Source organism: Actinomadura harenae, from assembly GCF_003696215.1.
Classification (GTDB): Bacteria; Actinomycetota; Actinomycetes; order Streptosporangiales; family Streptosporangiaceae; genus Spirillospora; species Spirillospora harenae.
Genome location: NZ_RFFG01000175.1, coordinates 1 through 11576, shown reverse-complemented (window position 1 = coordinate 11576; position 11576 = coordinate 1). Strand labels below are relative to the sequence as shown.

General features: G+C 75.1%; 12 protein-coding genes. 9 read left to right on the top strand and 3 right to left on the bottom strand.

Annotated elements, in window-relative coordinates; translation table 11 throughout:
- Positions 1-494 (top strand): hypothetical protein (locus EBO15_RS44815; RefSeq protein WP_199745152.1); only part of this gene is annotated, 494 nt, incomplete at its 5' end.
- Positions 495-535: 41 nt separating this feature from the next.
- On the opposite strand, the gene EBO15_RS41210 is transcribed toward EBO15_RS44815, so the two are convergent.
- Both EBO15_RS41210 and EBO15_RS41205 read right to left on the bottom strand, forming a co-directional pair.
- Positions 536-1534 carry a Gfo/Idh/MocA family protein gene (locus tag EBO15_RS41210; protein ID WP_122199882.1) on the bottom strand — a complete coding sequence of 333 codons (999 nt, stop codon included), beginning with the start codon at positions 1532-1534 and terminating at the stop codon, positions 536-538.
- 17 nt (positions 1535-1551) lie between these two features.
- Positions 1552-2694 (bottom strand): nucleotide disphospho-sugar-binding domain-containing protein, encoded by a 1143-nt coding sequence (locus tag EBO15_RS41205; protein WP_122199881.1) that lies wholly within the window; start codon positions 2692-2694, stop codon positions 1552-1554.
- 229 nt (positions 2695-2923) lie between these two features.
- On the opposite strand from EBO15_RS41205, the gene EBO15_RS41200 reads away from it, so the two are divergent.
- Genes EBO15_RS41200 through EBO15_RS41185 form a run of 4 tightly spaced genes read left to right on the top strand, consistent with a single transcriptional unit; the run spans position 2924 to position 6164 of the window.
- Entirely contained in the window at positions 2924-4060 is a 1137-nt protein-coding gene (locus EBO15_RS41200) for an ATP-binding cassette domain-containing protein (protein ID WP_122199880.1), read from the top strand.
- Positions 4057-4923, top strand: a complete 867-nt coding sequence (locus EBO15_RS41195) for an ABC transporter permease (RefSeq protein ID WP_122199879.1) — start codon at positions 4057-4059, stop codon at positions 4921-4923. The genes EBO15_RS41200 and EBO15_RS41195 overlap by 4 nt, the downstream gene beginning before the upstream one ends.
- A gap of 33 nt (positions 4924-4956) precedes the next feature.
- Positions 4957-5349: a nuclear transport factor 2 family protein gene (locus EBO15_RS41190; RefSeq protein ID WP_122199878.1), complete on the top strand. Its 393-nt coding sequence runs from the start codon at positions 4957-4959 to the stop codon at positions 5347-5349.
- Positions 5346-6164, top strand: a complete 819-nt coding sequence (locus tag EBO15_RS41185; RefSeq protein WP_122199877.1) for an SAM-dependent methyltransferase — start codon at positions 5346-5348, stop codon at positions 6162-6164. Before EBO15_RS41190 ends, EBO15_RS41185 begins: the two co-directional genes overlap by 4 nt.
- A gap of 105 nt (positions 6165-6269) precedes the next feature.
- On the opposite strand, the gene EBO15_RS41180 is transcribed toward EBO15_RS41185, so the two are convergent.
- Positions 6270-7148, bottom strand: coding sequence for a class I SAM-dependent methyltransferase (locus tag EBO15_RS41180; protein ID WP_122199876.1), 879 nt, complete (start codon positions 7146-7148; stop codon positions 6270-6272).
- Positions 7149-7314: 166 nt separating this feature from the next.
- Here EBO15_RS41180 and EBO15_RS41175 point away from each other — a divergent pair, with 166 nt between their 5' ends.
- The 4 genes from EBO15_RS41175 to EBO15_RS41160 form a co-directional block, all read left to right on the top strand.
- Entirely contained in the window at positions 7315-8550 is a 1236-nt protein-coding gene (locus EBO15_RS41175) for a cytochrome P450 (protein ID WP_147481888.1), read from the top strand.
- 10 nt (positions 8551-8560) lie between these two features.
- Positions 8561-9700, top strand: coding sequence for a nucleotide disphospho-sugar-binding domain-containing protein (locus tag EBO15_RS41170; protein ID WP_122199874.1), 1140 nt, complete (start codon positions 8561-8563; stop codon positions 9698-9700).
- A gap of 64 nt (positions 9701-9764) precedes the next feature.
- Positions 9765-10991, top strand: coding sequence for an SAM-dependent methyltransferase (locus tag EBO15_RS41165; RefSeq protein ID WP_147481887.1), 1227 nt, complete (start codon positions 9765-9767; stop codon positions 10989-10991).
- A partial coding sequence (locus EBO15_RS41160) for a hypothetical protein (RefSeq protein ID WP_267898464.1) occupies positions 10988-11576 on the top strand: 589 nt, incomplete at its 3' end. The genes EBO15_RS41165 and EBO15_RS41160, both read left to right, overlap by 4 nt.

Sequence of the window (11576 nt, the reverse complement as noted above, 5' to 3'; positions counted from 1 at the left end):
GGTCGCAGGCCGCGCTCCGGGTCGTCCGGGACGCGGCGCGGGCGGAACGCATGACCGTGGCGGCGCGGCCGCGCGGCGACCGGCCGACGTTCCTCGTGTCCGGCTGGGCGGCCGCGTACACGCGGCTGTGGGACATCGCGCGCGGGCGCGCGCCGTCCCAGGGCAGCTACCTCGCGCCGTGGCTGCTCGCGTCGCCGCTGCTGACCGTCCCGGCGGGGCAGCTCGTCCCGCTGCGCTTCACGCCGGAGGACCCGATGCCGCAGCGCTACGAGGCCGCGCTCGAACACGGCTACCCGGGCCAGTCGCCGACCGGGACGGGTTACACCGCGTGGCTGGCGGCGCTGCGCGTCCGGCCCGCGGGGGTGGTCCGGCTGTACGCGGCGTCGACCGTCCAGGTCCCCGGGCCGATCGGGCACGACCACGGCGACGGCGGACCGTGGCTGCCCGGCGGCACGATCACCGAGGTCGCGGGCCCGCTCGCCGACCCCGCGTGACAGCGGCCGTCCATGACGGTGGCCGTGCGTGATCGTGGCCGTCAGGGCGCGTAGGCGCTCGCGGCCGCGCGGACGGCGTCGAGGAGCGACGCGCAGCGCACCGCGTCGTCCAGCGCGGTCTCGAGCGCCGCGCGCTCCGCGCCGTCGTCGCGGACGGCCCGCACGAAGCACTCCAGGGCCGCCTGGTAGTGGTTCGCGGGGCTCAGCGCCAGCCGCTCCTCGCGGTCCTGCTGTTCGAGGTGGAGGACGGGCTGCCAGGTCGAGGGCGGGGTGAACGCGCGATCCAGGATGATCCGCCCCCGGCTCCCCCACACCTCGTACCGCGACCGGTAGGCGTGCCGGAACCCGAACGTCAGGTGCGCCGCGACGTCGCCCTCGCCGCGCAGCAGGACGTCCCCGCCGGTGTCGACGCCCGCGCCCGTGTCGTGGTGCAGCACGGCCCCGGCGACCGTCAGCGAACCCGGCAGCAGCATCATCGCGGCCTGGACGGGGTAGTAGCCGACGTCCAGCAGCGCGCCGCCGCCGAGCGCCGGGTCGTAGCGGATGTCGTCCGGCGGGCGCGGCGGGAACGCCAGCGCGGCCGACAGCGTCCGCAGCTTCCCGACCGCGCCGTTCGCGATCAGCTCGCGGACCCGGGTGTGCTGCGGATGATGGGCGAACATGCGGTTCTCCATCAGCCGCAGCCCGAGCGACCGGGCGAGCGCCGCCAGCCGGGCGGTCTCCTCGCGACCGGTCGTCAGGGGCTTCTCCACCAGCACGTGCCTGCCGCCGCGCAGCGCCCGCTCCGTCCATTCCGCGTGCAGGGCGGCGGGCAGCGGGATGTACACGGCGTCCACGTCGCCGCGTTCGAGCAGCCGCTCGTACCCGTGCACGGGGGTGCCGCCGAACCGGGCGGCGAACTCGTGCGCGCGGGCGGCGGACCGGCTCGCGACCGCCGTCACCCTCGCCTCCGGCATGCGCGCGAGCGCGGGCAGGATCTGGCGTTCGGCGATGGAGGCGCAGCCGAGCACCCCGATCCGCAGCGGTCGCCGGTCGTCCACGGGCCCTCCCGGAGTCGTCAGGACGCGGCGACGAGGTTCGCCAGACGCGGAACCATGGCCGCCGGTGACGGAAGCGTCTCCATCTCGGCGCGCACCTGGTCGGTCGCCTTCCGGATCGCCTCGTCCGCGAGCAGCGTCCGCAGCAGGCCCGGGGTGACCTCGTCCTGGAGCGCGACCAGGCCGACGCCGCCCCGCTCGACGGCGGGCGCGAGCGTCTTGTGGCCCAGGTAGCGGGGGTCGAGCGCGACCAGCTGCGGCACGCCCGCGCAGATCGCCGCCAGCGACGTCCCGCCGCCGCCGTGGTGGACGACGCCCGCGCAGGTCGGGAGCAGCAGGTCCATCGGCGTCCAGCCGATCGGGCGGACGTTGGGCGGCAGCGCGCCGAGCGGGGCCGGGTCGGCGTCGCCGAGCGCCAGGAGGAACTCGGCGTCCACCTCGGCGGCCGCCGTGACGGTCGCCTCCAGCGGGCCGAGCCCGTGCATGTCGGGGCGGACGCTGCCGAGCGTGATCACCACGCGCGGCCGGTCGCCGGGCGCGGGCAGCCGCGCCATCCCCGCGCCGCCGCTGTAGGGGACGTACCGCATGAACTCGCCCTCGGGCGCCGGGAACGGCAGCATGCCCGGCGGGACGAACTCCAGGGTCATCGCGGGCCGGGACGGCACCTCGGTGACGCCGAGCCGCGCCAGGTCGCCGGCGAGGAGCGCCAGCACCGCGTCGTGCACCCCGGCGGTGCGGATCGTGCCGAGGTTGCGCTGGACGGCGGGCACCCGGGCGCGCGCGGCGGCGACCAGCCCGTACGGCGCGGACTGCTCGAACACCACCAGGTCGGGCCGCCACACGTCGGCGAGCTCGACCGCGGTGGACAGGAACGGGCGGTTCAGGGCGGCGACGCCGGGCGCGAGCTTGGCCGGGTCGTCGCCGAGCGGCTCGATCCAGCGCTCGACCAGCTCCGGCCGCGCGGCGAACAGCTCGGCCAGGATCTCGTTGCCGGAGGTTCCGGGCGCGGCGTCCACGACCTGGAGGCCGGTCTCGGCGGCGAGGGCGGTCTGCTCGGAGTAGGTCAGCAGGGTCTCATGGCCCGCGGCGCGGAACGCCCAGGCGAGTGGCGCGAGCGCGAACACCTTGCTGATCGGCGGGGTGGCGGCGAACAGGACGCGCATCCTGCGCCCCTTCCTGGGGTCCCGGGACGACTATGAACGCAGAGCGACAGTAACGCTACTACAAAATCAAGTCAATCTTGCGCTTCACCAGGACACAGCCGGGTGTTACCGTGCCGGAGAGTGACCGGGCCCACTATGGTTTGGCATAGTCAGGGCCCTGCCCGCAGACCGACCGCTTCACCGGACCGGCCCGCCCGGCCGCCGCCGACCCCGCCGCCTGGAGGACGTCTTGGCCCCCGCATCCGACCTGGCCATCGAGACGTCGGGCCTCGTCAAGACCTTCGGCGAGACCCGCGCGGTGGACGGCGTCGACCTCGCCGTCCGGCCCGGCACCGTCCAGGGCTTCCTCGGCCCGAACGGCGCGGGCAAGACGACCACGATCCGTGTCCTGGCGACGCTGCTGCACCCCGACTCCGGCACCGCCCGGGTGTGCGGGCACGACGTGGTGCGCGAGGCCGCGACCGTCCGGTCGAAGGTGAGCCTCACCGGCCAGTTCGCGTCCGTCGACGAGGACCTCAGCGGCTCCGACAACCTGTTCGTGCTGGCCCGGCTGCTCGGCTACCGGCCCGCGCAGGCCCGCGACCGCTCCGCCGAGCTGCTCACCGCGTTCGGCCTCGAGGAGCAGGCGGACGTGCTGGTCAAGAACTTCTCCGGCGGCCTGCGCCGGCGCCTCGACGTCGCCGCGAGCCTGGTCGTCCGGCCGGACGTGCTGTTCCTCGACGAGCCGACCACCGGGCTGGACCCGGTGAGCCGCAGCCGCGTCTGGGCCGTCGTCCGCGCGATCGTCGACACCGGCACCACGGTCGTCCTCACCACCCAGTACCTGGAGGAGGCCGACCGGCTCGCCGACCGCATCGCGGTCATCGACCGCGGCCGGATCATCGCCGACGGGACGTCCGACGAGCTCAAGGCGTCGGTCGGGGCGAACGCGCTGCGCGTCCGGCTGCGCGACCCGGAGCAGCGCGAGACGGCCGTCCGGGTGCTGGAGCGCGAGCTCGGCCCGGACGGGGAGCTCACCGCCCGCGCGTCCCGCGGCCGCTCCCCCGGCGGCGAGTCCGCGCAGGAGACGGCGGGGACGGCGGAGCAGGCGGGCGAGACCGCCGGGTCACCCGGCGGCGATCCGGCCGCGCTGACCATCCGCGTGACCGACGGCGGCGACGGCAAGGGCGTCGAGCGCGCCACGCGCGCGCTGGCCGAACTCACCCGCGAGGGCGTCGCCCTCGCGGACTTCACCTTCGAACGGCCGAGCCTGGACGAGGTGTTCCTCGCCCTCACCGGCCACCACGCCGAGACCCGCGGCAAGGCCGGCAAGAAGGGCCACGCGGCGGGCTCCCAGGGCGGACGGGACGGACAGGACGGATCATGAGCGAACCCGGCACCGGCGGCGCGGCCTCCGCGCTCACCCTCGACGGCGACGAGCTCGACGCGGCCGTCCGCGCCGCGCTGCGCACCGGCGAGACGCGCCCGGCGCGGCCGGGCGCGGCGGCGATGTGCCTGATCTTCTGCCAGCGCGCGCTGTTCAAGATCCGGCGCGACCCGCAGCAGGTGTTCGACGCCGTGCTGTTCCCGGTCATGGTGACGCTGGTGTTCACCTTCCTGTTCGGCGGCGCGATCGCCGGGTCGACCGACAGGTACCTGCAGTTCCTGCTGCCCGGCGTGGTCGTGCTGACCGTGGTGATGATCAGCATGAACACCGGGGTCGCGCTGAACGTCGCGGTGTCCACCGGCATCGACGACCGGTTCCGGTCCATGCCGATCTGGCGGCCCGCGATGCTGGTCGGCGAGCTGCTCAGCGACGTCGTCCGCTACCTGATGGCGTCGGTGGTCGCGGTGCTGCTCGGGCTGCTGCTCGGGTACCGGCCGCACGGCGGGCTCCTCGGCGTCCTGGCGGCGCTGGCGATGGTGCAGGTGTTCGCGTTCAGCCTGGCCTGGGTGTGGACCGCGCTCGGCCTGGTCGTCGACAAGCCGCAGACCATCATGACGCTGAGCGGGATCGGCGTGTTCCCGCTGCTGTTCGCCAGCAACATCTTCGTCGCCACGCACAGCATGCCGGGCTGGCTCCAGGCCCTCATCAACATCAATCCGGTGACCCGCACGGTCACGGCCGTCCGCGGGCTGATGGCCGGGGACGTCACCGGGTGGCACATCTTCACGGCGTTCCTGGCGGACGCCGTCCTGATCGCGGTCTTCGGGCCGCTGACCGTCTACCTCTACAACCGCGAGCGCTGAGCCGGAACCCACCGAACCAGGAGGAGGCGCCCCATGCCGCACGCCAACGAGGAGATCATCCACCGTTTCTTCGACGCCTACGGCAAGCGCGACATGGACGCGCTGCGCGATGTCGTGGCCGAGGACGTCACCTGGAACTTCCCCGGTCACAGCACGGTCAGCGGCGTCACCCGGGGCCTGCCCGAGGTGATCGCGCTGTTCGACCGGATCGGCGAGTTCCGGATGCGGGCCGACACGTACGTGACCGGCGTCAACGACGACTTCCTCGTCGAGGCGCAGCGCACCTACTGCACCGCGCCGGGCAGCGACTTCGAGATGGAGTACGCGGTGCTGTGGCGGTTCGCCGACGGCAAGATCGTCAACGGCACGCACCTGTGCGCCGACCAGCACACCGCGGACGCGTTCTTCGACGGGACCGCGCGGTGACCTCCCCGGAGGCCGGACCCGGGGTCGCGGAGGCGGCCCGGGAGCCGGAGCGGGCGAGCGTCGCCCGGGTGTACGACTTCTACCTGGGCGGCGACCACAACCTGCCGGTCGACCGCGAGTTCGCGCGGCAGATGATGCGGCGCGTCCCGGAGGCGCCCGAGGTCGCCCGGCTGAACCGGGCGTTCCTGCGGCGGGCGGTGCGCGCGTGCGCCCGCGCCGGGATCCGCCAGTACCTCGACATCGGCTCGGGCATCCCGACGGTCGGGAACGTGCACGAGGTCGTCGCCGAGGTCCGCGCGGACGGCCGGGTCGTGTACGCCGACCACGACCCGACCGCGGTCGCGTACGGGCGGGAGATCCTCGCCGGGCACGACGCGGCGTCCATGGTGCTCGGCGACCTGCGCGAGCCGGACGGCCTGCTCACCGACCCCGAGGTGCTGCGGCTGATCGACTGGGACGAGCCCGTCGCGGTGCTGATGCTCGGCGTCCTGCACTACGTGCCGGACTCGGGGCGTCCGCAGGGGCTGGTCGACCGGTACACCGGTCTGATGGCGCCGGGCAGCGCCCTGGTGCTGTCGCACGGCACCGAGGACGCGCTGCCCGAGCACGTCCGGTCGATGACGGACCTGTCGAAGAAGCGGCAGAGCGAGGCGTTCATGCGCTCGCGGGCCGAGGTGTCGGCGTTCCTGGACGGCCTGGACGTCGTCGACCCGGGCGTGGTGTTCCTGCCCGAGTGGCGGCCGGACACCGGGGACGAGGAGGGCTCGCCGAAGGCGCGGGTCATGGCCTACGGCGGCGTCGCCCACAAGACCTGACCGCGGGCCCCGCGGCCGACCCCGACCGTCGTCGGCCCCGCCCCCTCCTGATCCGGGGGCGGGGCCGACGGCTTTCCGGTGTGGCCGTGAGGTCGGAGGGGCTGGTCAGAGGGGCTTGGTCCCGCAGGCGAGGAGGATCTCGCCGGTCGGACGGACCGGGCCCGCAGGGAACGCCTCGGCGAACACCCGGGCGGCGTCCTCGTCCATGGCCTTCCGCGTCTCGGGCGGCAGCGCCGCGAAGAGCTTGAGGAACGGCCCGGCCGTCTCGGTGAACAGGTCCCACGCGGACGCCGGGTCGGGGGCCTCGAAGATCGGCGCCTCGAAGACCTCGGTGCGGATGCCGGTGAACCCGGCCTCGGCGAGCAGCGCGGTCAGCTCGTCGAGCGACGACAGCGACACCGGGCCGGGGCCGGTCTCCGGCTCGACGGCGGGCAGCGGGACGTGGCGGGACACGATGCCGTTGGTCAGCCGGAACGGCACGCAGCGTTCGGCCGCGCCGAGCGTCATCGCGACGAACCGCCCGCCGGGCCGGAGCGCGGCGTGGACGGCGCGGACGGCGGCCGGGCGGTCGGGCATGTACTGCAGGCCGGCGCGGCAGGTGGCGAGGTCGCGGCTCCCGTCCGGGACGCCGAGCGTCCCCTCGTCCGGGACGGTCCGGAACTCCACGTTCAGGGCGCCCTCCTCGGCCGCGACGGCGGTCGCCTCGGCGACCATCTCGGGGCTGAGGTCGAGGCCGAGGACGTGCCCGCCGGGGGCGACGCGCGCGGCCAGGGCGAGGGCGGGGTTGCCGACGCCGGAGGCGAGGTCGAGGGCGCGTTCGCCGGGGCGGGGCGCGGCGAGCCGCAGCATGCCCTCGGTGATGGCGCGGCCCGGGTCGGTGAACGCGCGCCGGTGGCGGCGCCAGGCCGCCGAGCAGAGCGCCCACTCCTCCCGCTGCCGGTCCCGCTCGGTCCGCGCCGCGGTGCGCTGGTCCGCCGTGGTCATGGCCGCTCCTCAGGTGCGCCGTCGGCGCTATAGATTAATGCAGTGAACAGGGGATTCGCGTGGCTGTTCCTGGGCTTCCGTCCGGTAAGACTAGTTATTTTTGAAGCAGTTGGATAGTCTGCGGATGTCGTGATCCATCGATCTGGCGACGACGGGAGTGCCGCTGGTGAGCACCGTGGACGATCCGGCCACCCTGAACGGGCGGGCCGAACAGGTCTTCTTCACCATCCTCGAGAACCCGCCCGGCAGCGACCCGGCGGAGCACTACCGCTGGCTGCACGAGAACGCCCCCGTGTTCACCACGGGCAACGGCATGACGGTGCTGTCCCGCTTCGCCGAGGTGGACGCCGTGCTCCGGCACCGCGACCTCGGCCGCGGCGAGGAGTCGGTGCAGCACCTCACCGACCTGCCCGCCGACCTGCTCGAACCGGTCATGGCGCGGTGGAAGCGGACCATGGTGTTCGCCAACCCGCCGCTGCACACCCGGATGCGGCGTCCGGTCGCGAACGCGTTCACGCCGTTCTACATCGAGCGGCTGCGCCCGGTGATCCACGACCACGCGCACCGGCTGCTCGACCGGCTCGCCGACGAGCCGGGCGGCAACTTCGTCCGGCGGGTGAGCTCGCCGCTCGGCGCGGCCGTCATCGGCGAGATGCTCGGCGTCCCGGAGGAGGACCGGGACGAGCTGGCCCGGCTGTCGCCGGAGTCGATGCGGGTGTTCGACCCGCTCACCGCCGTGGAGGACCTGCCCGCCGCCGCGTCCGCCGAGATCCGCATGGCCGACTACTTCGCCGACCTGCTGCACGCCCGCGCCCGCGAGCCCCGCGACGACGTGCTGTCACGGCTGGCGCGCGCGGCCGCGGCGGGCGAGCTGGAGGAGATCGAGGTCGTCGCGGCGTCGGCGAACCTGATGAACGCGGGCACCGACACGGCCGTCAACCTGATGAGCAACAGCCTGGGCATCCTGCTGGCGCATCCGGACCAGCTCGCCCTCCTCCGCCGCGAGCCGGAGCTCGCGCCGCGCGCGGTCGAGGAGATGGCCCGGCTCGACCCGCCGCTGAACCTGAACCCGCGGACGGCGCTGCGCGCCACCCGCGTCGCGGGCCTCGACCTGGAACCGGGGCAGATCGTCATCGGGATCCAGGGCGCCGCGAACCGCGACCCGGCCCGTTTCACCGACCCTGACCGGGTGGACGTGACGCGCGACGAGGGCCCGTCGCTGTCGTTCGGCGGCGGCATCCACTTCTGCATGGGCGCCCACCTCGGCCGGCTCATCGTCGGCGAGTTGCTGGCGTGCCTGGTCACCCACTTCTCCGCGGTGGAGCCGGCCGGGCCCGCCGAGCGGCGCCGCGGCCACAACCTGCGGGGGTACACCGACCTGCCGGTCACGCTGCGCCGGTAGGGGGCGACGGATGCGAGCGCTGTTCCTCTCCACTCCGCTGGAGAGCCACCTGTACCCGATGGTCCCGCTCGCCTGGGCGCTGCGCGCCGCCGGGCACGAGGTGGTCGTCGGGACCACCGGCCCGGCGCTGTCGGTCGCCGGAGCGGGGCTGGACGTCATCGACATCGATCCGGAGGGCCGGCGTCCGTCGGTCGCCGACCTCAACGCGACCCGGCCCGACCTGGTCCGCAAGCGCGCGACGAAGGTCGGGGACGGGCGTCCGCTGCTGGTCGAGGCGACCCGGGCGTACGCCGACGACATGATCGCCACGGCCCGGTTGTGGCGTCCCGACCTGGTCGTCCACTCGCAGTTGCAGGGCGGCGGGCCGCTCGCGGCCGCCGCGGCGGGGGTGCCGTCGGTCGAGCACGCGACCAGCCTGCTGCGCACGGACGACTTCTACGAGCGCCTGCCGGACCTGCTGCCCGAGGTGTTCGACGCGCACGGCCTCGGCGGGCTCCCCGACCGGCGCGCCTGGATCGACGTCGCGCCGCCCAGCATGGCCGGGCGGCGGCCGGGCACCTGGTCGATGCGGTACGTCCCGTACAACGGCGGCGGGCGGCTGCCCGCGGGCCTGGCCGGACGGCCGGACGGGCGCCGCGTCGCCGTCACGGTCGGGACCGGGGTGATGGCCCCGAACGCCGAGCGGCTGCTGTCCCGGGTGCTGAAGGTCGCGGAGGAGACCGACGCGGAGTTCGTGCTGCTCCTCGGCGCGGGCGCGGGCTCCGACACCGGCGACCGGCTGGACGGGGCCGCGCCGCCGAACGTGCGGGCCGTCCGCGAGTGGGTGCCGCTGCGTGCGCTGCTCGCCACATGCGACGCGCTCGTCCACCACGGCGGCGCCGGGTCGACGCTGGCCGCGCTGGACGCCGGGGTCGCGCAGGTGGTGATCCCTTCGGGCGCGCCGAACTACATCCAGGCGGCGTCCGTGCGGGACCGGGGCGTCGGGCTGACGGCCGACGTGGACGACCTGGACGCGGCGCTCGTCGAGCGGGCCCTCACGGACGCGACGCTGCTCGCGGCGGTGCGGGAGGTGCGCGCGGAGATGGCCGCCCTGCCGTCCCCGGCGGACACCGTGGCGCGGCTGACCGAGCTCGCCGGTCGCGCGGGATGAGCCGGGCGGCGTCCCCGGACGGCGGGCGTTGGACGCGACGAGCGCGGAGGCGGCGGGAGCGGACATGAGCCTAGACGCGGTACCGGCGGGACTCACCGGGCACGCCTCCGGCCTGGTCCGGGCGGACGCCGCCCGGACGCCCGACGCACCGGACACGGGAGACACGGCGGACACGGGAGGCACGGCGGCCGACGCGATCCATGCGGCGCTGTTCGCCGGGGCCGCGCTCGTCCGGGACCGGCTGACCGTCGAGATCAACGGGCACCGGTACGCGGTGTCCCCGGTCTCGGCGGGGTTCCTGGCACTCGGCGCCGAGGCGTTCCCGCGCGCGCGTGAGGTCGCCGCCGCGGCCCTGCGGATGGGACGGCCCGTGGCGCTGGTCGGCGAACTGGCCGGGACGGCGCTCGCCCTCGCGGGCGTCGCTGGCAGCACGTGGATCCACAGTCCGGAGCCGCGCGAGGCGCATTTCCTGCTGCCCGCCCAGTTCGTCCGGGACCGGGCCTGGCTGCTGCGGCGGCGGCTGTCGTGCGCGCACGCCCGCCCGGACGCGCCCACGCAGCGGCTCACGGCGGTGGGCGTCGGGCCGCGCCCGTTCGCGTCCCCGGCCGAGCTGCGGGCGCTGGTCGAGCGGGCCGAGGCCGTGGTCGCCACCGACTGGACGTACCGGCACACGCTGCCGCGCCTGCTCGGGACGCCGTCGCCGCCGCCGGGCCCGCGGCACCGGTCCGTCCCATACGACAGCGCCGACTACGACGCGACGATCCGGCAGGTCAGCACCGCCCTGAACGAGCTCCAGGACGAGGGCGTCCGGGACGTGGCGCTGCTGGTCGAGGGCAACCCGGACACCTACGACATCCTGGACGGCGTCTGCCTGGACCGGCGGCACCTGGAGGTGCGTCCGGGCGTCCCGATCGCGCTGGTCGCGGCGGGTGAGGCGGGCGCGCCCGCGGCCCCCGCCCGGATCGCCTACCTGTCGGGCCTTCCGCACCGGCACGGCCAGACGCGGCGGCAATTGCGCGACGAGTTGGAGCTGTACGTGCGGGCCGGGATAACGTGCGTGCTCGTGGAGATGACATACGGCGACCTGGGCCTGGCCGTCCAGGTCGCACGCCGGTCGCCGACGCCGAAAACGCTCGTGCTGCTCAGCGACGCCTACACGCCGCACGCCCGGCGGCTGGTCACGACGAGCCGTTCCGCCGCCGGGACGCGGGCGATGCTGGAGCGGGCGCGCGGCACGCTCAGCACCCTGGCGATCTTCGACGGTCCCGGCGGCCGCGCCGGGCACCGGTGACGCGCGTCGCGGACGTCGCGGCCCTCCTGAACGGCGCGGATGTCTGTGGAGTGGGCGACGCGGCCGTCCGGCACGTCCTGCTCGCGGTGGACGCGTGCGCCACGACGGTGGCCGAGGCCGAGCGGCTCGGCGCCGGCATGCTGGTCACGCTGGGGGGCACGGTGACCGCGCACCTCGGGTACCGGCTGGGGGCGGCGGGCATCGCCTCCTGCGTGGTTCCGCCGTCCGGCGGGGACGAGTGCTCGGAGGCGGTCGCCGCGCGGCTCGGGCTGGTGGACGCGCGTCCACTGCTGCCGAGGGACGAGGCGCTGGACACGGTGGTCGCGTTCGTCCCGAAACCTGACGTGGAGTACGTGATCGACGCCCTGGCGGAGGCCGGCGCCGGGGCGATCGGCGACTACGCCCGGTGCGTCTGGACGGCCGAGGGCGTCGGGTCGTTCGTCCCGCTGGACGGGGCGCGCCCCGTCATCGGCGCGGTCGGCGAGGTCGAGGCGGTGGCCGAGACCCGCGTCGAGATGGTGCTGCCCCGCGCGCGCCGCGCCGAGGTCGCCGCGGCGCTGCGCGCCGCGCACCCGTACGAGGAAC

Excerpts from the sequence above, each read along its gene's own strand:
- EBO15_RS41205 (WP_122199881.1), bottom strand. The coding sequence starts at position 2,694 with ATGCGCGTCCTGTTCGCCGCCACCCCGCCGATCAGCAAGGTGTTCGCG.
- EBO15_RS41195 (WP_122199879.1), top strand. The coding sequence starts at position 4,057 with ATGAGCGAACCCGGCACCGGCGGCGCGGCCTCCGCGCTCACCCTCGAC.
- EBO15_RS41190 (WP_122199878.1), top strand. The coding sequence starts at position 4,957 with ATGCCGCACGCCAACGAGGAGATCATCCACCGTTTCTTCGACGCCTAC.
- EBO15_RS41180 (WP_122199876.1), bottom strand. The coding sequence starts at position 7,148 with ATGACCACGGCGGACCAGCGCACCGCGGCGCGGACCGAGCGGGACCGG.
- EBO15_RS41170 (WP_122199874.1), top strand. The coding sequence starts at position 8,561 with ATGCGAGCGCTGTTCCTCTCCACTCCGCTGGAGAGCCACCTGTACCCG.
- EBO15_RS41165 (WP_147481887.1), top strand. The coding sequence starts at position 9,765 with ATGAGCCTAGACGCGGTACCGGCGGGACTCACCGGGCACGCCTCCGGC.